The 25,798-nt window shown below is 73.4% G+C and carries 20 protein-coding genes; 14 read left to right on the forward strand and 6 right to left on the reverse strand.

The window, feature by feature from the left end:
- Positions 1-335 precede the first annotated feature (335 nt).
- Positions 336-1,709, forward strand: a complete 1,374-nt coding sequence (locus IE248_RS09335; RefSeq protein WP_190030376.1) for a cryptochrome/photolyase family protein — start codon at positions 336-338, stop codon at positions 1,707-1,709.
- 104 nt (positions 1,710-1,813) lie between these two features.
- A complete protein-coding gene (locus tag IE248_RS09340; protein WP_190030377.1) occupies positions 1,814-2,797 on the forward strand; it encodes a MerR family transcriptional regulator in 984 nt (327 codons plus the stop codon).
- Here the strand turns inward: IE248_RS09340 and IE248_RS09345 are convergent.
- Both IE248_RS09345 and IE248_RS09350 read right to left on the reverse strand, forming a co-directional pair.
- A complete protein-coding gene (locus IE248_RS09345) occupies positions 2,757-3,449 on the reverse strand; it encodes an RNA polymerase sigma factor (RefSeq protein WP_190030378.1) in 693 nt (230 codons plus the stop codon). The genes IE248_RS09340 and IE248_RS09345 overlap by 41 nt on opposite strands.
- Before the next feature lie 112 nt (positions 3,450-3,561).
- On the reverse strand, positions 3,562-4,056 hold the full coding sequence (locus IE248_RS09350) for a hypothetical protein (RefSeq protein WP_073796703.1): 495 nt from the start codon (positions 4,054-4,056) through the stop codon (positions 3,562-3,564).
- Between the two features lie 69 nt (positions 4,057-4,125).
- On the opposite strand from IE248_RS09350, the gene IE248_RS09355 reads away from it, so the two are divergent.
- The 6 genes from IE248_RS09355 (at position 4,126) to IE248_RS09380 (ending at position 10,185) form a co-directional block, all read left to right on the forward strand.
- Positions 4,126-4,719, forward strand: coding sequence for a histidine phosphatase family protein (locus tag IE248_RS09355; protein ID WP_037792280.1), 594 nt, complete (start codon positions 4,126-4,128; stop codon positions 4,717-4,719).
- A gap of 90 nt (positions 4,720-4,809) precedes the next feature.
- Entirely contained in the window at positions 4,810-6,318 is a 1,509-nt protein-coding gene (locus tag IE248_RS09360) for an APC family permease (protein WP_073796702.1), read from the forward strand.
- 10 nt (positions 6,319-6,328) lie between these two features.
- Complete coding sequence (locus tag IE248_RS09365) at positions 6,329-6,757, forward strand: universal stress protein (protein ID WP_100580202.1); 429 nt, start codon at positions 6,329-6,331, stop codon at positions 6,755-6,757.
- Between the two features lie 146 nt (positions 6,758-6,903).
- Positions 6,904-7,671, forward strand: a complete 768-nt coding sequence (locus IE248_RS09370; RefSeq protein WP_008740157.1) for a DUF4142 domain-containing protein — start codon at positions 6,904-6,906, stop codon at positions 7,669-7,671.
- 9 nt (positions 7,672-7,680) lie between these two features.
- A complete protein-coding gene (locus tag IE248_RS09375) occupies positions 7,681-9,066 on the forward strand; it encodes a DUF1996 domain-containing protein (protein ID WP_100580200.1) in 1,386 nt (461 codons plus the stop codon).
- A 294-nt stretch (positions 9,067-9,360) separates the two neighbouring features.
- Positions 9,361-10,185, forward strand: a complete 825-nt coding sequence (locus IE248_RS09380; RefSeq protein WP_079196092.1) for an RNA polymerase sigma factor — start codon at positions 9,361-9,363, stop codon at positions 10,183-10,185.
- Positions 10,186-10,336: 151 nt separating this feature from the next.
- Here the strand turns inward: IE248_RS09380 and IE248_RS09385 are convergent, their stop codons facing one another.
- Complete coding sequence (locus IE248_RS09385) at positions 10,337-11,710, reverse strand: PucR family transcriptional regulator (protein WP_373301494.1); 1,374 nt, start codon at positions 11,708-11,710, stop codon at positions 10,337-10,339.
- Between the two features lie 322 nt (positions 11,711-12,032).
- Between IE248_RS09385 and IE248_RS09390 the strand changes: the two genes are divergently transcribed.
- From IE248_RS09390 to fusA, 6 genes are all read left to right on the forward strand, one after another.
- Positions 12,033-13,322: a hypothetical protein gene (locus IE248_RS09390; protein WP_073796699.1), complete on the forward strand. Its 1,290-nt coding sequence runs from the start codon at positions 12,033-12,035 to the stop codon at positions 13,320-13,322.
- A complete protein-coding gene (locus IE248_RS09395) occupies positions 13,319-14,764 on the forward strand; it encodes an NADH-quinone oxidoreductase subunit NuoF family protein (protein ID WP_008740162.1) in 1,446 nt (481 codons plus the stop codon). Before IE248_RS09390 ends, IE248_RS09395 begins: the two co-directional genes overlap by 4 nt.
- Positions 14,765-14,930: 166 nt before the next feature.
- Positions 14,931-15,977, forward strand: coding sequence for an SCO0930 family lipoprotein (locus IE248_RS09400; protein WP_229895198.1), 1,047 nt, complete (start codon positions 14,931-14,933; stop codon positions 15,975-15,977).
- A gap of 131 nt (positions 15,978-16,108) precedes the next feature.
- Positions 16,109-16,690, forward strand: a complete 582-nt coding sequence (locus tag IE248_RS09405; protein WP_159031920.1) for a hypothetical protein — start codon at positions 16,109-16,111, stop codon at positions 16,688-16,690.
- Between the two features lie 411 nt (positions 16,691-17,101).
- Positions 17,102-19,186, forward strand: coding sequence for a SpoIIE family protein phosphatase (locus tag IE248_RS09410; RefSeq protein ID WP_073796697.1), 2,085 nt, complete (start codon positions 17,102-17,104; stop codon positions 19,184-19,186).
- A 358-nt stretch (positions 19,187-19,544) separates the two neighbouring features.
- Positions 19,545-21,617 (forward strand): elongation factor G, encoded by a 2,073-nt coding sequence (fusA, locus tag IE248_RS09415; RefSeq protein ID WP_190030379.1) that lies wholly within the window; start codon positions 19,545-19,547, stop codon positions 21,615-21,617.
- Positions 21,618-21,690: 73 nt separating this feature from the next.
- On the opposite strand, the gene IE248_RS09420 is transcribed toward fusA, so the two are convergent.
- From IE248_RS09420 to aceB, 3 genes are all read right to left on the reverse strand, one after another.
- A complete protein-coding gene (locus tag IE248_RS09420; protein WP_073796695.1) occupies positions 21,691-23,085 on the reverse strand; it encodes an NADP-dependent succinic semialdehyde dehydrogenase in 1,395 nt (464 codons plus the stop codon).
- A gap of 204 nt (positions 23,086-23,289) precedes the next feature.
- A complete protein-coding gene (locus IE248_RS09425; RefSeq protein ID WP_073796694.1) occupies positions 23,290-24,189 on the reverse strand; it encodes a 3-hydroxybutyryl-CoA dehydrogenase in 900 nt (299 codons plus the stop codon).
- Positions 24,186-25,778 (reverse strand): malate synthase A, encoded by a 1,593-nt coding sequence (aceB, locus tag IE248_RS09430; RefSeq protein WP_190030380.1) that lies wholly within the window; start codon positions 25,776-25,778, stop codon positions 24,186-24,188. Before aceB ends, IE248_RS09425 begins: the two co-directional genes overlap by 4 nt.
- Positions 25,779-25,798: the final 20 nt, after the last annotated feature.

Raw genomic sequence — 25,798 nt, forward strand, 5'->3', positions numbered from 1 at the left:
CCGGCGGGCTGTCCCCCCAGGCGGGCCGTCCCCCCGGTGGGCCGTCCCCCCGGCGGGTCATCCCCCCGGCGGGTCATCCCCCCCGGTGGGCCATCCTCCCGGTGGGTCATCCCCCCCGGTGGGGCGTCCTCCCGGTGGGCCGTCCCCCCGGAGGGGCGTCCCCCCGGGAGGGCGTCACGCCTCGGCCGGGCGGGACACTCCCCGGACCCGGCCCTGCCCCCGGGCTCGCCCCGGACTCGGCGGGGCTCCGTCCGGTCCGGGCGCATCCGGGGGGAGGGGGGCGTGCGAAGTAACCGGTGACAGCTTTCCCCCAGCCCGACGCGGAGCCAGAGCCCATGAACCTCGCGGTGGTCCTGTACACCTCCGACCTGCGCCTGCACGACCATCCTCCGTTGCGCGCGGCCCTGTCCTCCTGCGACCAGGTGGTGCCGCTGTTCGTGCGCGACCGCGGCATCGAGGCCGCCGGGTTCGCCGCGCCCAACCGCACCGCGTTCCTCGCCGACTGCCTCGCCGACCTCGACGCCGGGCTCCGTGAGCGTGGCGGCCGTCTGGTGGTCCGCTCCGGGGACGTCGTCGCCGAGGTGTGCGCCCTCGTCCAGGAGGCCGACGCCGACGAGGTGCACATGGCCGCCGGGGTCAGCGCGTACGCCCACGCCCGCGAGGAGCGGCTGCGCGCCGCCCTGGAGGCGGAGGGCCGCCGGCTGTACGTGCACGACATGGTCGTCACCGCCGTGGCTCCCGGGGCGGTGACGCCCGCCGGGTCCGACCACTTCGCCGTGTTCACCCCCTACTTCCGCCGCTGGGCGGAGCTGCCGCCGCGGGCCGTGGCCACCGCGCCCCGGGTCGTCCGGGTGCCCGAGGACCTCGGCTCCGAGCCGCTGCCCGCCCGCGCCGCCGTCTCCGGGACCTCCCCGGGCCTGGCCGCCGGAGGCGAGAGCGAGGCCCGACGGCTGCTGACCCGCTGGGTACGCCACGGCCTCGCCGCATACCAGGACACCCACGACGACCTCGCCGGCGACGCCACCTCCCGGCTCTCCCCGCACCTCCACTTCGGCACCCTCTCGCCCGCCGAGGCCGTCCAGCGCGCCCGCGCGGCCGGCGGCCCCGGCGCGGAGGCCTTCGTCCGGCAGCTGTGCTGGCGCGACTTCCACCACCAGGTGCTCGCCGCCCGGCCCGCGATCGCCGCCGCCGACTACCGCGGCCGGCAGGACCGCTGGCGCGCCGGCAAGGCGGCCGAGGAGGAGACCGAGGCCTGGAAGGAGGGCCGCACCGGCTACCCCGTGGTCGACGCGGCCATGCGCCAGCTCCGCGAGGAGGGCTGGATGCACAACCGGGGCAGACTGCTCACGGCCAGCTTCCTGACCAAGACCCTGTACGTGGACTGGCGGATCGGGGCCCGCCACTTCCTGGAGCTCCTCGTGGACGGGGACCTCGCCAACAACCAGCTCAACTGGCAGTGGGTGGCGGGCACGGGCACCGACACCCGGCCCAACCGGGTGCTCAACCCCGTCCGGCAGAGCCTGCGCTACGACCCCGAGGGCCGGTACGTGCACCGCTGGGTGCCGGAGCTGGCCGGGCTCGGCGCGCCGTACGTCCACGAGCCGTGGCGGCTGCCGCCCGAGGAGCGCGCCCGGTACGACTATCCGGAGCCGCTCGTACAACTCTCCGACGGGCTCGACCGGTTCAAGCGGGGTCGCGGGATCGAGTAGTGCCCCTCCCCGGATCCCGAGCTCACGACCCCGGCCCCGGGGCCCGTTCGCTCCTCCGGGTGATCGGCCGCCGCGCGCCCGGAGCGCGCCGTATCGTGAGCCGGATGGACCGCCGGCCGCCGCCCGAAACCCCGCCGGACGCCCCCGCCGCAGCGCTGAGCACCGGCGCCGTCGCCCGGCGCCTGGGGGTGTCACCGACCACGATGCGCTCCTGGGAGCGCCGTTACGCCATCGGCCCGGAGCGGCGTGAGGACGGGCGCCACCGCAGGTGGACCCCGCAGGACATCGCCCGGCTGGAGCTGATGTGCCGGCTCACCGCGCGGGGCGTGCCGACGGCCGAGGCGGCGAGGATCGCGCGGGCCCAAGACCCGGACGCCCGCGCCGTCGCCCGGCCCGGGACCGGGGTCCCGCGCGGCAACGACACCCTCCCGCTGGGCACGGTCCGCCCGGAGTGCCGAGGGCTCGCGCGGGCAGCCGTACGCCTGGACGCGCCCACCGTGCGGGAACTCCTCGACACCGCGCTGGCGGAACACGGGCTGGTCACCGCCTGGGAGGAGGTCATCGCGCCGACCCTGCACGCCATGGGCCGCAAATGGGCCTCGGCGGGGGAGCGTTACGTCGAGGTGGAGCACCTGCTGTCCTGGCAGGTCTCCTCCGCCCTGCACCGGGTCCGGCCCGCGCCCGGCGCGACGGACGCGCCACCCGTGCTGCTCGCCTGTGTGCCCGGCGAACAGCACACGCTGCCCATCGAGGCGTTGGCCGCGGCCCTCGGCGAGCAGGCCCTGCCGGTGCGGATGTTCGGCGCGGCCCTGCCCGCCGAGGCGCTGCACGACGCGGTGCGGCGCACCGGGCCCCGGGCCGTCGTGCTGTGGGCGCAGTCCCGCACGACCGCCGACCGCGCCCTCGCCCGGTCGGTCGCCGGCATCGAGTGGGGGCTGCGGGGCGCCCGGGGGCGGTCGGCCCTGCTGCTCGCGGGACCCGGCTGGACCGGGCGCGCCCCCACCGCGAACATCGAGCGGCTGTACGGGCTGCGCTCGGGGCTCGATGTCATCGCCGCGCTGGCGGGGACGGTTCCAGTGCCAGTCTGAGGACGCCGAGCGCCCGCCGCATATGGCTCTTCACGGTGCCCAGCGGCAGGCCGGTGCGGTCCGCGATCTGGGCCTGCGTCAGGTCCCCGTAGAAGGCGAGGCACAGCACCCGCCGCTGCGCCGACGGCAGCCGGGCCAGTTCGGCGAGGAGCAGCAGCCGGTCCAGGGCCTGCTCCGGACCGGTTCCGGAACCGGGGTGCGCGAGGGCGTCGGGGTGGTGGGCGGCCGCCGCGTCGGCCGCCCGGACCCGCCGGGTCCGGGCCTCCAGGGCGTCGGCCACCTTGTGCCGGGTGATCCCGCTGAGCCAGGCGGCGAGCCCGCCCGGCGCCGTGCCCGGCCGGTAGCCGCGACGGCCGCGCCAGGCGGCGAGGAACACCTGCTGGGTCACGTCCTCGGCCTCCCGCTCGTCGCCCAGCGCCCGCCAGGCGAGGGAGTGGACGAGCGGGCCCCAGCGGCGGAAGACGGCGTCCACACAGGCCTCGTCGCCCGTCGCGAACCCGGCCGCGATGCGGTGGTCGCCGCTCTCGCGGGGCGGGACGCGACGCTGCCCGGGTTCCCGGCCGCGGGCCTGCTCGCGGGCCCGTACGCGCACCCGCTCGGGGCGCTGGTCGGGGCTCTGGTCGTGTCGTGGCCCGGCTTCCGCGTCGTTCATGGGCAGAGCGTCGCGAGTCGTGGCGGCCCGGTACAACGCGCAGCGTTTGCGCAGCGTTTGAGGGGAAGGCGGCCGCGCGGCCGGCCGCGGCCGTACCGCCCGCTCGCCCGCCTCAGCCCGCTTCCGAGGGGCGGCCCTCGCCCGCCATGAACCGCCACACCAGGGCGTGCCCCAGCATCACCAAAAGGATCAGCAGCAGCGCCTCCGCCTGGATCGGGCGCAGGCCGACCGCGTCGGCGATCTCGGGCGCCGCGCCCACCACCGCGACCAGCGCGTAGAGCACGGCCACCGCGATCCGGTGCCAGCGCAGACCGGAACCGGTGCCGTCGGCGCGTTCCCGGGTCAGCAGCCGCAGCGTGGACGCGCATCCGACGACGGCGGCCACGATGAACCCCGACCGCCAGATCCCCGGCTGCTCGGTACCTCCCACCTGGGCGAACAGGCCCATCAGCGCGGGCAGCAGGAACGACAGGTAGATCCCGCCGACCACCCGGCGCAGGGCGGGCACGCGCAGCCACTCCGGATGACTCTGCACGACGTTCCACCAGAGCCCGACGAGGGTGAAGCAGGTGGCGGCGAACAGGGCGTAGAACGTGCTCACATCCATGACGCCCGACAGTGACACGCCCGCCGGGTACCTGCGGTCCCGACATGCCGGATGGCTTAAGGTCCGATGGTGAGTGACTTGCTGCTGGTGAGGCACGGTGAGACGGAGTGGAGCGCCAACGGGCGCCACACCGGGCTCACCGACGTGCCGCTGACCCCGAACGGAGTGGAGGAGGCCATCTCGCTGGCCCCCTACTTCCGTGACCGCCGCCCCGACCTGGTGCTGACCAGCCCGCTCCGCCGTGCCGTGGTCACGGCCGAGCTGGCCGGGCTCTCCGGGGGCGTTCCCGATCCCGACCTGTGCGAGTGGGACTACGGCGGCTACGAGGGCGTCACCACCGCGGAGATCCAGCGGACCCAACCGTCCTGGTCGCTGTGGACCGACGGGGTCCCGCCCGGCGACGCGGAGCACCCGGGGGAGAGCGCCGACCAGGTCGGCGCCCGCGCGGACCGTGCCCTGGCCCGGGTCGCGCCGGTCCTGCGCGCCGACGGGGGCGGCGCCGTCGTGGTCGCCCACGGCCACTTCCTGCGGGTCCTGACCGCCCGCTACCTGGGGCTCCCGCCCGCGGACGGCCGGCTGTTCCTGCTGCGCACGGGCACGGTCAGCGTGCTGTCCACCGAACACGGCCTCCCGGTCATCGCGGGCTGGAACACCCACCCCTGAGCAAGCCCGGCCACCGGTGCGCCGCGGCGGGCGTCCCCGGTTCGCCGGTCCCCGATCGCGCGCCGCCGCCGGGTGCGTGAGGATGCGTACATGGCCCACGACCGTGCCGGTGACGGACCGGACACCACGCTCCCGGCGGACGCGGGGCTCAAGGCCGGCGCGATCGGGTTCCTCGACGCCCTCGTCATCGGGCTGAACTCCACCTCGCCCGCGTATTCGCTGGCCGCCGTCCTCGGTCCGATCGTGGCGCTGGTCGGGATCTACGCGCCGGGGGTGATGCTGGCGTCCTTCGTCCCGATGCTGCTGATCGCCGCCGCCTTCTACTACCTCAACAAGGTCGACCAGGACTGCGGGACGACCTTCTCGTGGGTGACCCGGGCCATGGGCCCCTGGGCCGGCTGGCTCGGCGGCTGGGCGATCACCATGACCGGCGTCCTGGTCATCGGCTCGCTGGCCGACGTCGCCGTCCACTTCGGGCTGCTCGCCTTCGGCCTCGACGGCATGGCGACGAACCAGGTGGTCCGCCAGACCCTGACCGTCGTGGTGATCCTCGTGATGACGGCCATCTGTGTCATCGGCACCGAACTGTCGGCCCACCTCCAGGACATCCTCATCCTCGCCCAGGTCTTCTTCCTGCTGGCCTTCGCCGTGGTCGCCATCTACCGCGTGTACGCGGGCACCAGCACCCTCGACCCGATCGAGCCGTCCATCACCTGGCTCAACCCCTTCGGCGCGGGCGGCTCCGCCCTCACCGCCGGCCTGCTGCTCGGCGTGTTCATCTACTGGGGCTGGGAGTCCGCGGTGAACCTCACCGAGGAGGTCGAGAACTCCGCCACGGCGCCCGGCAAGGCCGGCATCTGGTCGACCGTGGTGCTGCTGGTGACCTACCTCTCCGTGGGCTATGCCGTCGTCGCGTACGCCGGAACCCGGTTCCTCGCCGACAACGCGGGCGAGGAGGAGGCCATCTTCGCCGTCCTCGCGCACGAGGTGATGGGCGGCTGGGACTGGATGGTGCTCCTCGCCGTCTCCACCTCCGCGCTCGCCTCCACGCAGACCACCATCATCCCGGCCTCCCGGACGGCCCTGTCCATGGCCCGCAGGCACGCGCTGCCGCCGCACCTGGCCCACATCCACCCGCGCTTCCGGACCCCGGACGTGAGCACCTGGTGGGTGGCCGGCATCGCCATCGCCTGGTACCTCGTCGTGAACCAGATCAGCGAGAACGCCCTCCTGGACTCGCTGACCGCGCTCTCCCTGCTCATCGCCTTCTACTACGCGCTCACCGGCCTGGCCTGCGTGATCTACTACCGCCGCCACCTGTTCGAGAGCGTGCACAACTTCCTGCTGATCGGCCTCGGGCCGCTGGTCGGCGCCGGCCTGCTGGCCTGGCTGCTGGTGGAGTCGGTGGGCGACATGGCGAACCCGGCGAACTCGGCCAGCGGGATCTCCTGGTTCGGGCTCGGCCCCCCGCTGGTCATCGGGATCGGGATCGCCGTGGTCGGCGTACTGATCATGTGCTTCTGGCGGGTCCGGGACGGCAGGTTCTGGCAGGAGCGCCGCGGCGTCGCCGACCCGGACCTCGTCCACGGCAAGAAGTGAGGAACCCCTGATGTCCGTGGTCCTCGGGTACGACGAGTCGCCCGGCGCCGAGCGCGCCCTGCACGTGGCGCTCGAAGTCGCCACCGCCTTCGGCGAGCCGCTCGTCCTCGTCTACGGCGCGGCCGCGCCCGGCGCCGCCGGGGAGGAGTACCGCGCGCACCGCGAGGCCGTCCTCCAGGCGGGGCGCAGCGCCCTCGCGCGGGCCGTCGCGGCCGCCGACGAGGCGGGGGTGCCCTCCACGGTCGAGGTCGTCGACGAGAAGCCCGCACAGGCCCTGCTCGACGCCGCGCGGCGGCACGACGCCCGCGTCATCATCGTGGGCAGCTGGGGGGACAGCCCGATCCGGGGAGCTCTGCTGGGCTCCACCCCGCACAAGCTGCTGCACCTGTCGCCGATCCCCGTCCTGTGCGTGCCGACGGAGAGTGCGGGCACGCCGTAGGGGAGCCCCCGACCGTGCGCATCGGGGCCAAGTGCGGCACCGTACCAGCCTTTCGAGGTGTTGCCCGGATGTTTGTCCGTTCGTGATGGTGCTGCGACACAGCCCCCACAACTGGCACTAGCGTCCCTTGCCACCCGGGAGCGCGGGTGGACACGGCACGAATGTCGGAGCCTCCGACCCCGCATCCCTCCCGGCCCAGGAGCCAAGGAGGCACAGTGCTGTCATTCCGCCGGTCGACCGTCGGGAGCTTGTCGCTCGCGTCGAAACACGTGATCGGCACGGGCGTCGTCATCGGCGCCCTCGCCTTCACACTGATCGCGTTGCTGATCCCAGTCCAGAGCTTCGGCGGAACGACCGCCGCGGCCGCGGCGGCCCCCGCCGGCACGGACGACGGCGCCGGGACGATCAGCACGGCCTTCGGGCCCCTTACCCCCCAGGACCGGGATTTCATCCGCAAGGTGAGGCTCGCCGGCCTCTGGGAACTGCCCGCGGGACGGCAGGCGCAGCAGCGCGGTACCCGCCCCGCGATTCGCACCGCCGGGCAGCATCTGATCGACGGTCACACCGAACTGGACCGGCGGGTCATCGAAGTGGGCCAGGCCCTCGCCGTCGACCTCCCCAATCAGCCCAGCGACCAACAGCAGGACTGGCTGCGCCAGATGGACCAGGCACAGGGAGCCCAGTACGAACGGCTTTTCGTCCAGCTGCTGCGCCGGGCGCACGGAAAGGTGTTCCAGCTGGTGGCCCAGATACGGGCGCAGACACGCAACTCCATGGTGCGAGCCCTGGCCAACGACGCCAACACCACCGTCCTGGACCACATCACGGTCCTTGAGGACAGCGGGCTGGTCGATTTCGACGGCCTCGCGGACGCCTCCCCGTCCCCCTCCACCGTTTCCCCACCGACGAAGTGAAGTGATCGCATGAGTCAAAAGGGCCATAAACGCCGCCTCAAGCCCGCGCACAAAGCCCTCGCGGCAGTGTCCGCCCTCGTACTGGGCGGCGGCGGGATCATGATCATCGCCCAGGGCGCTTCCGCCGGGCAGGGCTCCAAGGCCCCGGTGACCGCGACCATCGATTGTCCTGACGTGGGCGACAAGCTGACCAACGTCCCCCAAGCGGCGCGCGCCGACGTGGACAAGAAGCTCGCCCAGCTGGACACCCAGATCGCCGACGCCTACCAGAAACTGTCCACGGGCCAGGCCCGCGGCGACGCGCTGCTCGGCCAGCTGAAGCAGCAGCGGGGCCAGACCATCAACCAGCTGTCCAATTCGATCGGTCAGTCCGCCGAACGTCCCAAGGGGATGGAGTCCCTCGTCGCCTGCACGATGAAGCAGGCCGCGGCCGCCGATCCGGCGGACGCGGGAGCCGCCCAGAACGCCGCGGCGAAGGGCGCCGCCGCGCAGGGGAAGGCCCCCCAGGGCAAGGGCGGCCCGGCCCGCAGCGACTTCGTCTCCATTTCCTCCATACGTCCCAATGTGAAGACGCCCGCCAACCGGAACGGCGCGTCCACCGGTTCCCTCTCCGTGCAGTGCGGCCGCAACGAGAACAACCACTTCAACCCGGACAACGTCATCGTGGCCCCCGGCGTGAGCAACGGCGCCCACCACATGCACGACTACGTCGGCAACAAGATCACGGACGCCTTCTCCACCAACAACAGCCTCGCCGCCGCGGGCACCACCTGCACCAACGGCGACCAGTCCGCGTACTACTGGCCCGTGCTGCGGCTGCGCGACGGCCGCGCCGAGAAGGACGTCAACGCGCCCGGCGGCGGCCAGGACGCCAACGTCGGCACCATCTTGAAGCCCAAGCAGGTCACGACCGATTTCAAGGGCAGCCCCAACGGCAAGGTCACGGCCATGCCGCGCTTCATGCGCATCATCACCGGTGACGCCAAGGCCTTCACCAACGGCCCGGGCAACGCCAACGCCTCCTGGAGCTGCACCGGATTCGAGAACCGCCAGCTGAAGGACAAGTACCCGGTGTGCCCCAAGGGCAGCGACGTGGTGCGCACCTTCAAGTTCCAGAGCTGCTGGGACGGCAAGAACATCGACAGCGCCAACCACCGCACCCACGTGGCCTTCGCCAACGCCAACGGCAGCTGCCCGAACGGCTTCAAGGCCATCCCGCAGCTGGTGCAGCGGATCGTCTACGCGGTGCCGGCCGGCTCCCAGTTCGCCGTGGACAGCTTCCCCGAGCAGTTGCACAAGCCGGTGACCGACCACGGCGACTTCATCAACGTCATGAAGGACGGACTGATGGCCAACGCGGTGCGCTGCATCAACGACGGCCGCGCGTGCCGTTGACCGGCTGACGGCCGGCTGACAGCCGGCCGGTTCCCCGACGACCGGCCGTTCCCCTGACCGGTCGCCCCCCAACCCCGACGGGTCGGCCACCTGACCGGCCGATCCGCCCGGTCCTCGGGCGGCGCTCACCCTCCCACCTCCCCAGCGTCGCACCGAGAGCGGTGCCGGTCCGAAGCGACTTCGGACCGGCACCGCGTACGCGTTTTCCGCCGCGGTCGCCGCCGACACCGCGGGGGAAGCCCGCGTACCGCCGCCCGGAGGGGCCCGCGGGCCCTCGAACACACGAGGAGTGTCATGTCCGGCTCTCGTCAGACCACGGCCGGTCCGCACCACGAGGGCGGCGTGCCCGAAGTCCCGCCGCCCTCCGACCGGGACCTCACCCGCCGGCTCAGAAGGTCCTTCGCGTCCGGCGCGGTGGACCAGGCCGTCTGCGATCTCCTGTACCGGCGCCACCGAGCCGCCGTGCTCGCCTGCGCCCGCGCCTGCTGCCGGGTCCCGCAGGACGCCGAGGACCTCGTCTCCGAGGCCTTCATGCGGACCTTCCAGGCCGTCCGGTCCGGGGCGGGTCCCCGGGACGGCTGGCGGCCGTACCTCCTGACCGTCGTACGTCACACCGCCATCGAGTGGCGGGCCGGAGACGGCCGGACCGTCCTGACGCCCGACGTCGAGGCCTGGTGCAGGCCCGGGCCGGCCGGCGGTGACCCGCAGCGCCAGCTGCTGGACAGCGAGGACCGCCGGCTCGTCGCCCGCTCCTTCCACACGCTGCCCGAGCGCTGGAAGGCCGTCCTGTGGCACACGCTCGTGGAGGACGACTGCGCGCACCACGTTCCGCTGCTGCTGGGCATCACCCCGAGCGCCGTCACCTCGCTGGCGTTCCGCGCCCGTGAGGGGCTGCGCGAGGCGTATCTGACCGCCCATCTGGTCGCCGCGCCCGACGAGCGGTGCCGCGGCTACGGCGCCGCGCTCGGGGCGGCGGCCCGGCGGCGCGGGCGCCCCGCCGGGCGCGGCCTCGCCCGGCACCTGGAGTCCTGCCGGTTCTGCTCGCGGGCGTACGCCGAACTGCTCGACCTCGACGCCGCCTTGCGCACCGGGGCCTGCGCCGTCCTCGCCGACCGTTAGACGCGCCGACGACCGGACGCGCCGGCCGCTGGACGCTCTGGCCGCTGGACGCTCTGGCCTTTCCGATGCGCCGGCCGCTGGACGCGCCGGCGGCCCCGGCCCTTCCCGCCGGTATGCGGGGGAGGGGCCGGGGCCGCCGGAGATCTGTCGTTTAGAGGCCGTTGACGCGGGCCATGCGCCCCACGCCCACCGCGGGACGGAAGTCGGCCGTCACCGCGCGGGCCCGGCGGGTCACCCGGGAGTGCTGGCGCCGTACCTGGGCGATGAGACGGCGGCTGCGCAGGGCCATCTCCAGTTCGAAGCGGGTGCGCGGGTCCCGCAGTCCGGGTCCGAAGAGCTTCTCCAGCTGCCGCATGCGGTAGCGCACGGTCTGGGGGTGCACGCTCAAGGCCTTCGCGGCCTCGGGTGCGCCACCTCCCTCCAGCCAGGCGAGGAGGGTGACTTCGAGCCGCTCGCTCTGGCGTGGCGTCAGGTCCGCCAGCGGCCGCAGCCAGCGGGCGGCGAGGGCGTGGGCCAGGGGCTCGTCCTGGAGCAGCAACAGGGTCGAGAGGTGGTCGTCGACGAAGATGGCCCGCGCTTCCATGCCGGCGCGGGCCGGGGTCAGGGAGAGCAGTCGCAGCGCCCAGCGCAGCGAGGAGGCGGTGTCCCGCAGCGGGACGGTGTGGCCGACGGCGGCGAACCGCCCGCGCAGCGCGGCCTCCAGGACGGTACGTGCCTCCGGGTCGGGGCTGGGGACCAGCAGGCAGGGCTGGGCCCCGACCATGCCGGCGAGGGCGTCGTCCACGAGGGCCGCCAGCTGCTGGGTCTCGCCGGGGGAGGCGAGGGCGACGACCCGTACTTCGGAGGGCAGGGGCCAGCCGGCGACCCGGGAGAGCTCGGCCAGTGCAATTTCAGACATGGCCATGTCACCCGTAAGTGCGGCGAAGAGCTCACGCCGGGCGCGTTCGGGCGCCGTGCCGAGCCCCTCCGGGGGGACGACCTTCAGGGGAGCGGTGTGCGCACGTCGGCGCGGATCGGAGGTGGACTCTCCGTGGGGGGCGCGCGGCCGTGGGATTCCGGGGCTCGCGTCGCGTACGTCGTGCCCTGCCGGGGCCGCGTCGTGCTCCGGCGCCCTGCCGCGCTCGGCGGCCCGGCCGTGTTCGGTGCGCTCGCCGCCCTGCTGCCGCGGCGTCGCGCACTCGTTGTATCCGAGGACGGTCAGCAGACTCGCCTCTACCCGCTGCCTGGCCGCCTCGTCGCCGATGTCCTCCACCAACTCGGAGAACCCGGGGATCCCCTCACGGAGTTCCTCCACTATCCCGGCGGCGAGCGCGGGCAGCTCCTTTCGCAGGACCCGGGTCCATTCCCCGCGGGGGCGGGACCAGATGCGGTTCAGAAGTTCGCACATTGTTACCTCGTTCATGCCGGGGTTGACCTGTCCCTTGGAAGGGGTGACAAGCCCTTCGAGGCCGCTTCCTTCCTCACCGGCAACGGCGCCGGCGAGGCGGTCGAGCACCTCTACTCCTTCCAGGAGTGCGTCATCCACTTGCAGTCCCGCGACTTTGCCTCGATTTTGCCGTCGGGGAGGTGTGGCAGCGGACGAGGCGTCAACCACGTCGCAGCCGCACCGCTGGAACGGAATCTTCCGGGGGTGCTGGGGTTGATGATGCCGCGCGACCCAGAAGTTGTCACGATTAGATAAATACTGTGGAGGCGTTGCGAAGCTCCACAATGCTTCTGCACTCCGGCCCCCCGCTCCCCGGTCGGCGAGACATCCATCTCCCGCCCGCCACGGAGCAGTTCCGACGACTACCCCGGGCGCCGAGTGCGAGGTGGAGTGCTCGGGCCTGGGCGTATGGGAGAACGCGATGCCCTTGCCCCTGACCCGAACGCCGAGCTCACACCGGGCCGGCCAAACCAGACGCCATGCCGGCGCGGCGCCCGCGGCCGCCGGACGGCGGGCCTTCCGGCGGGCTCCCCTGCTGTCCTCGGGCGGCGGCCCGCGCCCCGCCGCGCTCGCGCTCGGCGCGCTCGCCGCCCTGGTCACGCTGGGCGTGGCCGGCCGCGCGGGTGCCTTCACCCGGCTGTGGGACTTCCTCGACTACGGGGCGGGCGTGCTCTCGCTCGTCTCCCTGACCTCCGCCGTCCTGTGGGGCCTGGCGGCCACCGACCGCAAGGTCCTGACATCCGGTCACCGGCTGCTCGCCCAGGGCGTGCACCGCGGCCTGGCTGTCTCCGGACTGGCCTTCCTGGCCCTGCACATCTGGGTCAAGGTCGCGGAGTCCCATACGGGAGCCACGTCCATATTCCTGCCCCTGGCGGACCGGAATAAGCCTGTCCTCATCGGACTCGGCACCGTGGCCGGCTACCTCTTCGTATCGGTCGCCGTCTCCGGCGCCGTCCGCAGCGCCTTCGCCACCAAGGGCCGCTCCATGTGGTGGCGTGCCCTCCACATGGGCGCGTACCCGGCCTGGGGCGCCTCTCTGATCCACGGGCTCAAGGCCGGCCGCCCCGCGGCCCCCTGGGTGACCGTGTCCTACGGCCTGGGCCTCGTGGGCATGGCCGTGATCCTCGCCATCCGCCTGCGGGCGCGGCTGCGGGCCAAGCCCACCCCGGCCGACACCCCGGCCGCCGCGAAGTCCACTGCGAAGTCCGCCGCGAAGTCCGCCGGGAAGCCTGCGGCGCCCGGACGGCAGGGACCGCCCCGCGCCCCGCGGCCGTTGGTGCGGCAGCCGGCCGAGCGGTCCGTGGAGCAGCTGACGGCGCGGCCGGCGGAGCAACTGGAGTGGCGCCCCACCGACCAGCCGGAGGAACAGGAGCCGGCCGAGTTCCGGCCCGCCTACGACCCCTCGTACGAACCGGCCGCCCAGGTCGTGGAGCAGCCCTACGCCCAGCCCGGTTACGCCCAGCCCGGCTATGCCCAGCCCGGTTACGCGCAGCCCGGTTACGCGCAGCCCTCCTACGCCCAGTCCTTCGACGAGACGGTCCAGCAGCCGATCATCCCGATGGGACGGCCCGGCGAACAGCCTCCCTCCCGCGCGGCGTTCACCACCGACGGCGTCGGAGGGTACTCCTCGGTGTTCATCCCCAGCATGCGCGGACCCGCCTCGGACGGTTTGCCCGGTGAACCCCTCGACGGGCTGCGGGGGCGTCAGTGACGAGCCTGGTGGAGCCGACGCTCGGCTGTGTGGGGCAGCCGAGACTGCTGGCCGGACTGGACACCGCCGCGCGGCTGGACCGCGTGGGGCACCTCACCGTGCACGGGGCACTGCCCCAGTACCGCGTCGATGACCTCATCGATCTGGCCGAGGCCATCGACTTGAGGGGTCGCGGCGGAGCGGGCTTCCCGTTCCACCGCAAACTGCGGGCCGTGATGCGCTCCGCGCGGGCCAAGGAGGGGCGCAGCGCCGTCGTCGTCAATGCCAGTGAGGGCGAACCGAGCTGCCTCAAGGACACCGCGCTGCTGCTGCACGTCCCGCACGTGGTGCTCGACGGCGCCCAGCTGGCCGCCGACGCGCTCGGTGCCGAGGACGTGGTCGTGGGCGTGACCCGGGACGACGTGGAGCGGTCGGTGCGCGACGCGATCGCCGAACGCGGCCCGGGCACCCGGCTCCGTGTCAGCCGGCTGCCCGAGCGCTTCGTCACGGGCGAGGGCACCTCGATGATCAACGGGATCGAGGGCAACCCCGCGGTACCCAACGGCCAGAAGGTACGGACCAGCGAACGGGGCCTGACCGGCCTGCCCACCCTGCTGTCCAACACCGAGACGTACGCCCAGCTCGCCATCGCCGCACGGCTCGGCGCGGCGGGCTACAACTCGGTGGGCCTGCCGGCCGAACCGGGCACCCTGATGCTCACCGTCAGCGGTGCCACGGCCGTCGAGATCCCGAGCGGGACCTCACTGGCGTACGTCCTGGAGCTCTGCGGCTCCAGTCCCGGCCAGGGCGTCCTCGTCGGCGGCTACCACGGCCGGTGGCTCACCCCTGAGGACGCCAGCCAGGCGCTGCTCTCCCGGCAGTCCCTGGCCGCGTTCGACGCGGTGCTCGGGGCCGGCGCGGTGCTGCCGCTGCCCGAGGACACCTGCCCGGCCGGCGAGGTGGCCCGGGTGACCCGCTGGATGGCGGACGAGACCGCGGGCCAGTGCGGGCCCTGTGTCAGAGGGCTCCCCTCGCTCGCGACCGCAGTGGAACAGATGGTCGCCGGGGGAGGGCGGGCCACCTTCGAGGCCGTGGAGGCCCGGATGCGCGCCGTACGGGGCCGCGGAGCGTGCAGCCACCCCGACGGCACCTCCGGCTTCGTGGCGTCCGCGCTCAACGTCTTCGCGGACGAACTGCGCGACCACGCCCTCGGCAGCGGCTGCGGGCGGCGCGTGGTCGGCGCCCTGCCGGTGCCCGCCGACGAGACCCCCGAACGGCTCGTCGTGGACTGGACGTTGTGCAGGGGCCACGGGCTCTGTGTGGACCTGCTGCCCGACGTCGTACGCCTGGACGCCGACGGATTCCCGGACAAGGCGGTCATGCCGGTCCCCGGGCGGCTGCGGCCGATGGCGCTGCGCGCCATCCGCCGCTGCCCCGCGCTCGCCCTGCGTATTCAGGAATGACCTCCCGGTGAACGGCCGAGGCAGGGTCGAGTTCACCCTTTGGCGCGATCTGACAAATTCCGGGTGATCCGAATTCGACGGGCTCCGAAGGTTCTATGAATAAGGCAGTACACGAAAACACCGGATGGAACCCGAAGGAGTGATCGTGAAGAACAAGCGTCGTGGGATGGCAGCCGGATCAGTGGCCGCGGTAATACTGCTGGCGGCAGGATGCGGAGCCGGTGACAGCACGTCCGCGAAGAGCGCGAATTCCGTTCTGCCGGCGAGTGACAGCAAGGCCATCGGAAGCGGATACGGAGCGGATTCGGGATACGGGTCCGGAGGCACCGGCGCGGACCCCTCGGGCGGCTCGGCAGCCGGCGCCGGGGACAAGGTCGGGCCGGCCGGACAGCTGGCCGTACGGGACATCCCGGACGTCGGCAGCGTGGTCACCGACAACGCCGGGGCCACCCTCTACCGCTTCGACAAGGACGGCAACAAGCCGCCCAAGTCCAACTGCGACGGGGACTGCGCCAAGACCTGGCCCGCGGTGCCGGCCTCCGACGCCTCGGCCTCCGAGGGCATCGACGCCGCGCTGCTCGGCGAGGTCGTCCGGACCGACGGCAGCAAGCAGCTGACGCTCGGCGGCTGGCCCGTCTACCGCTACGCCAAGGACACCCAGGCGGGTGACGCGAAGGGCGAGGGCGTCGGCGGCACGTGGCACGCCCTGGCGGCCGACGGGAAGAAGGCCATCGATCAGAAGGGCGGTGGCGCGAAGGGCGGCGAGCAGGGCGGGGGAGGTGAATCCGGAGCCGGCCAGGACACCGCTCAGAAACCCGCTGCCGGAACGGGCGACAAGACCGGAAAGGCGGGTGCGGAACTCTCCATCGTGGCCAATGAAAAGCTCGGAAAGATTCTGGTGGATGCCGAGGGGCGCACGCTTTACCGATTCAACAAGGACAGTGCCTGGCCGATGAAGTTCGGCTGCCTCGGAGCCTGCCTGGACACCTGGAAGCCCGCCGCCCCCGTCGACAAGGCGAAGGCGTCCGGAATTCCGTCCGCACTGGTCGGGTCCGTGAAGCGGCCGGACGGATCGATGCAGCTGACCATCGACTGCTGGCCCGTCTACCTGTTCACCGGTGACACCGAGCCCGGCCAGACCAACGGGCACAACAAGCAGGGTCTCTGGTTCGCGGTGAACGAGGCCGGCAAGAAGGTCCCCGCGGCCGGATAGTCCGAGGCCCCCGACCCGAGCCGACCCGGACCGACCGACCGATCGAAGACCGAAACGGTGCGAGAGCCGTGTCCCCCGCTCCCGCCCCGTCCCCCCACCGCGTATTCGCCCCGGACCCCTGTGAGGGAGAAGTGCCGATTTCACCCCGCGTCACCGCCCGCCACGTGCTGCCATGTGTCGCCGTGATGTTCGCGTCACTGCTGTGCGGTGGATGCGCCGGGCAGCACACCACCGCGGCAGCCCGGACCGAGGTGGTGGGCAACCCCACCCCCACCTCCACCGCCCGCCCCGCCTCGCTCCAGGACATCGCCGCCGCCCTCGGCTGTACGGCCGAGATCATGGTCGACGCGGAGGAACTGCGCGAAGGGGCGTGCGGGGCGGGGGAGAGCGCGTACCGGATGCTCACCTTCGCCGCCGACAAGGGGCAGCGCGCCTGGCTGGACGAGTCGCAGAACTACGGGGGCACCTACCTCGTGGGAGACCGCTGGGTCGTCGTCGCCGCCTCGCCCGACGCCCTGGCACCGCTGCGGAAGCGGATCGGTGGAACCGTCGAATCCGGCACCTCCCACGGTGGCGCCTCCCACGGCGACGCCTCCGGATCCGGGACCCCCGCCCCCGACGCTCCCGACTCGGACGCTCCCGACGCCGGCACCCCCCATGAGATGCATCATGACGCCGGCGCTTCGGACGCTCCGTCGGAGGGCCCCTCGTAGCGCGGTCGCGTCACCCCTCACCCCTCACCGCCACCACCCGCGCCCGGCGCGGGTGGTGGCGGTGCGCGTGTTCCCCGAGCGACCGTTGGGGTGACAGTGCGCCTGCGGCCAGGCCGCCGGGGCCCCTGCGCGGCGCGGGTGGCGTACGGTCCCCGGACGTGACCGAAGCCACCGACGCGAGCGAGACCGGCGCCTTTGGCCCCCCGCGCGTCCTCGGCGACGAGACCGGAGCCCCCGCCACCCGGCGCGCCGAGGGCTGAGCCGGAGCCGCGTACGGCGGCCGAGGCTGCGGCTGCCGGTCGTGTGGAGTCGAGGGACGATGGGAGACACCCCGGGGTGCGTGCTGATGGTCTTGAACAGAGCGGGCCGACCCACCGCTCACGCCGTCGGGGGCGGGAAGGAGGGCCCGGCATGAGCGAGGCGGATGCCTTCCGGGCCGGACCGGACCCCCAGCCCGCCGGTCCGTCCACCGGGCCGGGCCTCCTCGACCTCCTCGGCGTCGCCGCCGTGGTGCTCGACGACGAGGGCCGGATCGCGCTGTGGAGCCCCCAGGCCCAGGAACTGTTCGGCTACACCCCCCAGGAGGTGCTCGGCCGGTACGCGGCGCGGCTCCTGGTCGACGAGCAGCACCTGGACCTGGTCGTCGCCCTCTTCGACGAGGTGATGAACGGCTCCGGAGCCTGGGACGGGGCGTTCCCCGTACGGCACCGGGACGGCGGCGTCCTGTACACCGAGTTCCGCAACATGCGGCTGGAGGACCGGGAGGGCCGGCGCTACGCCCTCGGGATCGCCTCCGACCAGGCCACCGTACGGCGCGTCGAGCGCGACCTGGCGCTGTCGACGCGACTGGTCGCCCAGTCGCCGATCGGCCTCGCCGTCATGGACACCGACCTGCGCTACGTCCTCGTCAACCCGGCCCTCGAACGCCTCAACGGCCTGCCGGTCGCCCAGCACCTCGGCAAACGCGTCCACGAGGCCCTCCCACAGCTGGACGCCATGCCGATCGAGTCGGCCATGCGCGAGGTCCTGCACAGCGGCACACCGCAGCTGAACCGGTTCACCACCGGCCGCACCCCCGCCGACCCCGGCCACGACCACGCCTGGTCGGTCTCCGTCTACCGGCTCGACGATCCGGCCGGGCGGCCGCTGGGGGTCGCCGCCTCCGTCGTGGACGTCACCGCGCAGCACAAGTCGGCGACAGCCGTCGCCCTCGCGCGGCAGCGGCTCGCGCTGATCGCCGACGCCTCCGTACGCATCGGCACCACCCTCGACCTCGGCGTCACCGCGCGCGAGCTGGGCGAGATCGCCGTACCGGCCCTCGCGGACCTGGCCACGGTGGACGTCCTGGACTCCGTCCTCTCGGCCGACCGCCCCCCGGAGGTGCGCAGGGACGAGGCCGTGCAGTTCCGGGCCCTCGCCATCAAGGCGGCCTACCCGTCGCCCGCCACCCTCGCCGCCGACCCCGTCGGCGAGCTCGCGCGCTACGACGCCACCCGGGTGGTCACCCAGTGCGTGCGCACCGGCCGGATGCTCCTCATCGCGCACGTCTCCGACCAGGACCTCGTCCGCATCGCCCGGGACGCCCCGGCCGCCGCCCTCCTCGCCGAGGCCGGCATCCACTCGTACCTCGCCGTCCCGCTGATCGCCCGAGGCGAGGTCATCGGCGTGCTCGGCCTCCAACGCACCCGCAACCCGCTGCCGTTCGACCACGACGACGCCCTGCTCGCGGGGGAGCTCGCGGCCCGCGCGGCCGTCTGCATCGACAACGCGCGCTGGTACCAGAAGCAGCGGTCCGCCGCCCTCACCCTCCAGCGCCACCTGCTGCCCCACCATCCCACCCCCACCCCGGGGCTGGAGATCGCCTACCGCTACCAGCCCGCCGCGGCCGTCGGCGAGGTCGGCGGCGACTGGTTCGACGTCATCCCGCTGCCCGACGACAAGACCGCCCTCGTCGTCGGAGACGTCATGGGCAGCGGCATCAACGCCGCCGCCACCATGGGCCAGCTCCGCACCGCCGCCCGTACCCTGGCCGAGCTCGACCTCGACCCGGCGGCGGTCCTCACCCGCCTCGACCACACCACCACCGGCCTCGGGCACACCATGGCCACCTGCGTCATCGCCGTCCACGACCCGCACCGCGGCCGCTGCCGCATCGCCACCGCCGGTCACCTGCCCCCCGTACGCACCCGGCCCGGCCGACCGCCCGAGCTGCTCGACCTGCCCACCGGGGCACCGCTGGGAGTCGGCGGCGTCCCCTTCGAGGCCGTCGCCTTCGACCTCGCGATCGGCGACGGCCTGGTCCTGTACACCGACGGCCTCGTCGAAACCCGTGATCAGGACATCGACATCCGGCTGCGCACCCTCACCACCCTGCTCAGCCACCCCAACCCGTCCCTCGAAGAGACCTGCGACCGGCTGCTGAGCGAACTCCGCCAGCCGGACGACCGCGACGACGTCGCCCTGCTGATCGCGCGCACCCGACAGCTGCCGGGTTAATTCCGGTGCCGTGACGGGAGCGGATCCCTAGACTCTGCGGTGTGCGCCGCCACCAGACGCGGCGCTTTCATCCGTCGAGCGAGGGGAGCCGGGCCGTGTGTGACCACGCCGCCGTTCGCGTTCCCCCGTCGAGGTACGACGTGATCCTGGTGTCTTCCGCTTCCCGGTGACGGCCGCGCGGCCCTCACCGGGAAGCCCCGGACGAACACCACAAGCTCCTTCCTCCCGCGGCCCGCCGCACCGTGTGACCCCTGCCCGCGCGCACCGCGCCGGGCAGCGGCACCACACGGCCGCGCCCCGCCGCCACGTCCGGACATCGCGCTGCCCTTCTCCAGATCATCCAGAAAGGCCCCGGGCCATGCGCACCACCACGCCCACCACGTTCCGTGACGCCGCCACCGACGTCCGCAACCTCGGCATCCTCGCCCACGTGGACGCCGGCAAGACCACCCTCACCGAACGCGTCCTCTACGCCACCGGCGCCATCCACAAACGCGGCGAGGTCCACGAGGGAACGACCGTCACCGACTTCGACACCCAGGAACGCGACCGCGGCATCACCATCTTCGCCGCCGCCGTCAGCTGTGCTTGGGACGGCCACCGGATCAACCTGATCGACACCCCGGGACACGTGGACTTCTCCGACGAGGTGGAGCGCTCGCTCCGCGTCCTCGACGGAGCGGTCGCCGTGTTCGACGCCGTCGCGGGCGTCGAACCGCAGAGCGAGTCGGTGTGGCGGCAGGCGGACCGGCACGGCGTGCCGCGCATCGCGTTCGTCAACAAGATGGACCGGGTCGGCGCCGACCTCGACGCGGCCGTCGCCTCCCTGCGGGAGCGGCTCCACGTCGTCCCCCTGGTCGTCCAGCTGCCCATCGGGCGGGAGGACGGCTTCACCGGGGTCGTGGACCTCGTCCGGATGCGCGCACTGGTCTGGGGCGCAGGCCAGGACACCTGCCGGGTGTCCGCCGTACCCGACGAGCTGCGCGAGGAGGCACGGCTGCGGCGCAGGCTGCTCGACGAGCAGGTGGCGGAGCTCCACCCCGCCGCCCTGGACGAGTACTGCGCCACCTCCGAGCTCTCCGCGGACACGCTGGCCGGCGCGCTGCGCGAGCTGACCCGCGGCGGCGAGGGCGTGGTCGTGCTGTGCGGAACGGCGTACCGCAACCGGGGCGTCGAACCGCTCCTCGACGCCATCGTGGCCTACCTGCCCGCGCCCGCCGACATGCCGCCGGTACGGGGCACCCTCGGCGCGGCCGGGCAGGAACGCCGCCCCGACCCGGCGGCGCCGTTCGCCGCGCTCGCCTTCAAGGTGAACGCGACGGCCACGGGAAGGCTCACCTGCCTGCGCGTGTACTCGGGAACGATGAGCAAGGGGGACACCGTGCTGGACGCGGGCACCGGCCGGACCGAGCGGATCGGCCGGATCCTACGGGTCCAGGCCGACCGGCACGCCGAGGTCGAGCGGGCGGTGGCCGGCGACATCGTCGCGGTCGTCGGCCTCAAGACCACCCGCGCCGGGTCCACGCTGTGCGCACCGGACGCGCCCCTGGTCCTCGAACCGCCCACGGCGGCCGCACCGGTGGTCTCCGTGGCGGTCGAGGCGCGCACCGCCGCAGACACCGGCAGGCTGGCCACGGCGCTGGCCCGGCTGGTCGAGGAGGACCCGTCGCTGGTGCTGAGGACGGACCCCGAGACCGGCCAGACCGTGCTGTCCGGCATGGGCGAACTGCACCTGGAGGTCGCGGTGGAGAAGATCCGCCGCAGCCACGGCCTCGGGATCGAGGTCGGCCGCCCGCGCGTCGCCTACCGGGAGACGGTGGCGAGCGGGGTGTCGGGCCTGGTGTACCGGCACGTCAAACAGGACGGCGGCGCGGGCCAGTTCGCCCATGTGGTCATCGACGTCGAGCCCCTCGACGGCGAGGGGTTCGAGTTCCGCTCGACCGTCGTAGGCGGCCGGGTTCCGCAGGAGTTCGTCCGCGCGGTGGAGGCGGGCTGCCGGGACGCGCTCGTCGAGGGTCCCCTCGGCGGACACCCGGTGACCGGGCTGCGGGTCACCCTGACCGACGGGGCGACCCACTCCAAGGACTCCTCGGAGATGGCGTTCCGCGCGGCGGGCCGCTTCGGGCTGCGCGAAGCCCTGCGGGCCGGGGTGATGGAGCTGCTGGAACCGGTCGTCGAGGTCGTGGTGACCGTCCCCGACGACGCCGTCGGCGGGGTCCTCGGTGACCTGGCGGCGCGGCGCGGCCGGGTCTCCGGCTCGGCCGCGCGCACCGGGACCACCGTGATCACGGCGGCCGTCCCGCTGGCCGAACTGTTCGGTTACGCGTCCCGGCTCCGCAGCCGCACCCAGGGCCGCGGCACCTTCACCGCCCGCCCCACGGGCTACGCCCCGGTCCCGGCCGCGCTCACCCGGGAAACCCTGTCGGCCTGATCCCGAACCCCGCCCCGACCGCACCCGGCGGCCGGGGCGGGGCCGTCCGCGTCGTCACCGGACACCAGGGCGGTCAGCCGGCGGCCTGCCAGACCGTGGTGACGTTGCAGAACTCGCGGATGCCGTGCCCCGACAGCTCCCGGCCGTACCCCGAGCGCTTGACACCGCCGAACGGCAGCGCGGGGTGCGAGGCGGTCATGCCGTTGAAGAAGATCCCGCCGGCCTCCAGATCGCGGACGAACCGCTCCACCTCCGCGTCATCGCGCGTCCACACGTTCGAACTGAGGCCGAAGGGCGTGTGGTTGGCCCGCTCCACCGCCTCGTCCAGGCTCGCCACCCGGTAGAGCGTCGCCACCGGCCCGAAGGTCTCCTCCTGGTCGATGCGCATGTCCGCCGAGATGCCGGCGAGGACGGTCGGCTCGTAGAACCAGCCCCGCTCCTGCCCCGGCGGGCGGCGCCCACCGCACAGTACGCTCGCCCCGCCGCGCACCGCGTCCTCGACCAGCTCCTCCAGATCGGCCCGGCCCTGCTCGGTGGCGAGCGGCCCGACCTCGGTGGACTCCTGTAGCGGGTCACCGACACGCAGCGCCGCCATGGCGGCGGCGAACCGCTCCGCGAACGCGTCGTACACGTCGGTGTGCACGATGAAGCGCTTGGCCGCGATGCAGGACTGCCCGTTGTTCTGGACCCGCGCCGTGACGGCGGTCTTCACGGCCTTGTCGAGGTCGGCGGAGGGCATCACGACGAAGGGATCGCTGCCGCCCAGCTCCAGGACCGTCTTCTTCACCTCGTCACCCGCGACCGAGGCCACGGCGCGCCCCGCCGGTTCGCTGCCCGTCAGCGTCGCCGCCACGACCCGGGGGTCGCGCAGCACCGACTCCACCGCGCCCGAGCCGATCAGCAGGGTCTGGAAACAACCGCGCGGATAGCCCGCCCGCTCGAAGAGCTCGCCCAGGTAGACGGCGGTCTGCGGGACGTTGGAGGCGTGCTTGAGCAGGCCGACGTTGCCCGCCATCAGGGCGGGCGCGGCGAAGCGCATCACCTGCCAGAGCGGGAAGTTCCACGGCATCACGGCGAGGACCACCCCGAGCGGCCGGTAGAGAGTCCGGACGGCCGAGGCGCCGCTGTCGCGGACATCGGCGTCGGCGGGGCGCTCGTCGCCGAGCAGGGCCTCCGCGTGATCGGCGTACCAGCGCATCGCCTTCACGCACTTGGCGGCCTCGGCGCGGGCCGCCGCCAGCGGTTTGCCCATCTCGACGGTCATCGTCCGCGCGATGTCCTCGTTGTCCGCCTCCAGCAGGTCCGCGGCCCGTCCCAGCAGCGCGGTCCGCTCGGCGAAGCCCGTCGTGCGGTACGAGCCGAAGGCCCGCGCGGCCTCGGCGAGACACCGTTCGATGTCGTCGGCGCCCAGGGCGTCGAAGGTGCGTACCGTCTCACCCGTCGCCGGGTTCACCGTGGCGATGGCCATCCTCGCGTCCTCCTCTTGGTGGCTCGGCAGCCTCCTCGACCCTGCCCCCTGGGGCGGCGCCGCGCAACGCGGCGGGCGCCGAGTGCGGCGGGTCCGTACGGCGGCCGAACGCGCGATCGGGGGGCCGCGCGCCTGCACCGTCGCCCGGCCCCCCGATTCGCCGCGCCGTCGGCACCCTCAGCACCGCCGGCGCACCGGGGCCCCTCAGTCCCGGCCGTACATGTGGAACCCGCGCCCGGTCTTGCGGCCGAGGAGTCCGGCCTGGACCATCCGCTGGAGCAGCGGGGGCGGGGCGTACAGCGGCTCCTTGAACTCCTCGTACAAGGACTCGGCGATCGCCGCCACGGTGTCCAGGCCGATCAGGTCGGCGAGCTTCAGCGGCCCCATCGGGTGGGCGCAGCCCAGCACCATCCCGGCGTCGATGTCGGCGGCCGTCGCGTACCCGGACTCGGCCATCCGGACCGCCGCCAGCAGGTAGGGGACCAGCAGGGCGTTGACCACGAAACCGGACCGGTCCTGGGAGCGGATCGCGGTCTTGCCGAGGGCGTCGACGACGAAGGCCTCCGCCCGCCCGGCGGTGTCCGCCGTGGTGTGGAGCGAGGAGACGATCTCCACCAGCGGCAGCACCGGCACCGGGTTGAAGAAGTGCAGGCCCACGACGCGGTCGGCGCGGCGGGTGGCCATGCCCAGCCGCATGACCGGGATGGCTGAGGTGTTGGAGGCCAGGATCGCCTCCGGATCCTCCACGATCTTGTCGAGGGCCGTGAAGACCTCGGTCTTCACGTCGGCGTTCTCGACGACGGCCTCGATGACCAGCTGCCGGTCCGCGAGATCGTCGAGGTCACCGGTGAACAGCAGCCGGGCCAGGGCGTCCTCGGCGGAGAGCCGGTCGAGCTTTCCGCGCTGTACGGCCCGCTCCAGCGAGACCGCGACCCGTTCCCGGGCGGCGCGGGCGGCGGTGGCGTCGGCCTCGCAGACGACCGTGTCCAGGCCGGCCCGGGCGCAGACCTCCGCGATGCCGGCCCCCATCTGGCCGCCGCCGACGACGCCGACGCGGTGGACGTGGTGGGCGGCGGAACCGAGCGGGCTCGGGTCAGGGCTCATGCGCGGGCCTCCGTACGGCGGACGAGGTGGCGGGTGTAGGCCGCCGGGGTGAAGAAGGCGGGCAGTTCGCGGCCGAGCGCGGTGTCCTCCAGTACGGCGCGGGCCTCGGCGACCAGCGCGTCGGGCCGTTCCCGGGCCAGGGCCGCGCACTCGCCGTCGAGCAGCCCGAGCACCTCCTCACGGGTGACGGTGCGGTGCCGCAGCCACTGCCACAGCTGGACCCGGGCGATCTCGGCGGTGGCCGCGTCCTCCATCAGCCCGTCCAGGGCCACGGCTCCGCTGCCGCGCAGCCAGGCGTCGAAGTAGCGCAGCGCCACGGCGACGTTCGCGCGGACCCCCTCCGGGGTGGGTGGCCCGCTGATCCGGCGTACGGACAGCAGGTCGGCGGCGTGCACTTCCACGTCCTCGCGGGTGCGCTCGATCTGGTGGGGCCGCTCGCCCAGCACCCCGTCGAAGACGGCGCGGCAGACGGGGACCAGCCCGGGGTGCGCCACCCAGGAGCCGTCGAAGCCGTCCTCGGCCTCGCGCTCCTTGTCGAGCCGGACCTTGGCGAGCGCGGCCTCGTTCGCCGCCGCGTCCCCGCCCGGGACGTGGGCGGACATGCCGCCGATGGCGTGGGCGCCCCGGCGGTGGCAGGTGCGCACGAGGAGTTCGGTGTACGCCCGCATGAACGGGGCGGTCATGGTGACCTTGGCCCGGTCGGGGAGCAGGAAGTCGGTGCGGTGGGCGAAGTTCTTGATCAGGCTGAACAGGTAGTCCCAGCGGCCCGCGTTCAGTCCCGAGGAGTGTTCGCGCAGTTCGTAGAGGATCTCCTCCATCTCGAACGCGGCGGTGACCGTCTCGATGAGAACCGTGGCGCGGACCGTGCCCCGCGGGATGCCGAGGAGCTCCTGGGCGAGCAGGAACACGTCGTTCCACAGCCGTGCCTCGTACCGGTTCTCCAGCTTGGGGAGGTAGAAGTACGGACCGTGGCCCGCGTCGATCTGCCGCTGCGCGCAATGGAAGAAGTAGAGGCCGAAGTCGACCAGGGAGGCCGGGACGGGCCGGCCGTCGATCTCCAGGTGCTCCTCGGTGAGGTGCCAGCCGCGGGGGCGGACCACGATCGTGGCGGGGGAGTCCCCGAGGCGGTACTCCTTGCCTTCGGGGGTGGTGAAGTCGATGCGCCGTTCGATGGCGTCGAGCAGGTTCAGCTGGCCCCCGATGAGGTTGTCCCAGGTGGGGGACGTGGCGTCCTCGAAGTCGGCCATCCACACCTGGGCGCCGGAGTTGAGGGCGTTGACCGTCATCCGGCGGTCGGGCGGCCCGGTGATCTCGACGCGGCGGTCGATGAGGCCGGGCGCCGGCGGGGCGACGCGCCAGTCGGGGTCGGCGCGGACGGCCGAGGTGGCGCGGGAGAAGTCCAGGGGCGTGCCGGAGGCGAGGTTGCCCGACCGCCGCAGGCGCTCCCGCAGGAGCTCCGGGCGCCGGGGCGCGAAGGCCTCGTGGAGGCGGGCGACGAAGTCCAGCGCCGCGGGGGTGAGGATCTCCTCGTGACGCTCCCCCCGCGTCCCGAGGACCTGGACGCGGTGGGCGGTTGCGTGGGCGGGCATACGGATCTCCTCAAGACGGG

It is taken from the genome of Streptomyces goshikiensis, assembly GCF_014650555.1.
Taxonomy (GTDB): Bacteria; Actinomycetota; Actinomycetes; order Streptomycetales; family Streptomycetaceae; genus Streptomyces; species Streptomyces goshikiensis.

What these genes read in the sequence shown, in the direction of transcription:
- IE248_RS09340 (WP_190030377.1), top strand. Translation starts at nt 1,814, where the DNA reads ATGGACCGCCGGCCGCCGCCCGAAACCCCGCCGGACGCCCCCGCCGCA.
- IE248_RS09360 (WP_073796702.1), top strand. Translation starts at nt 4,810, where the DNA reads ATGGCCCACGACCGTGCCGGTGACGGACCGGACACCACGCTCCCGGCG.
- IE248_RS09400 (WP_229895198.1), top strand. Translation starts at nt 14,931, where the DNA reads ATGGCAGCCGGATCAGTGGCCGCGGTAATACTGCTGGCGGCAGGATGC.
- IE248_RS09350 (WP_073796703.1), bottom strand. Translation starts at nt 4,056, where the DNA reads ATGGATGTGAGCACGTTCTACGCCCTGTTCGCCGCCACCTGCTTCACC.
- IE248_RS09420 (WP_073796695.1), bottom strand. Translation starts at nt 23,085, where the DNA reads ATGGCCATCGCCACGGTGAACCCGGCGACGGGTGAGACGGTACGCACC.
- IE248_RS09335 (WP_190030376.1), top strand. Translation starts at nt 336, where the DNA reads ATGAACCTCGCGGTGGTCCTGTACACCTCCGACCTGCGCCTGCACGAC.
- IE248_RS09425 (WP_073796694.1), bottom strand. Translation starts at nt 24,189, where the DNA reads ATGAGCCCTGACCCGAGCCCGCTCGGTTCCGCCGCCCACCACGTCCAC.
- IE248_RS09410 (WP_073796697.1), top strand. Translation starts at nt 17,102, where the DNA reads ATGAGCGAGGCGGATGCCTTCCGGGCCGGACCGGACCCCCAGCCCGCC.
- IE248_RS09375 (WP_100580200.1), top strand. Translation starts at nt 7,681, where the DNA reads ATGAGTCAAAAGGGCCATAAACGCCGCCTCAAGCCCGCGCACAAAGCC.
- fusA (WP_190030379.1), top strand. Translation starts at nt 19,545, where the DNA reads ATGCGCACCACCACGCCCACCACGTTCCGTGACGCCGCCACCGACGTC.
- IE248_RS09345 (WP_190030378.1), bottom strand. Translation starts at nt 3,449, where the DNA reads ATGAACGACGCGGAAGCCGGGCCACGACACGACCAGAGCCCCGACCAG.
- aceB (WP_190030380.1), bottom strand. Translation starts at nt 25,778, where the DNA reads ATGCCCGCCCACGCAACCGCCCACCGCGTCCAGGTCCTCGGGACGCGG.
- IE248_RS09380 (WP_079196092.1), top strand. Translation starts at nt 9,361, where the DNA reads ATGTCCGGCTCTCGTCAGACCACGGCCGGTCCGCACCACGAGGGCGGC.
- IE248_RS09365 (WP_100580202.1), top strand. Translation starts at nt 6,329, where the DNA reads ATGTCCGTGGTCCTCGGGTACGACGAGTCGCCCGGCGCCGAGCGCGCC.
- IE248_RS09390 (WP_073796699.1), top strand. Translation starts at nt 12,033, where the DNA reads ATGCCCTTGCCCCTGACCCGAACGCCGAGCTCACACCGGGCCGGCCAA.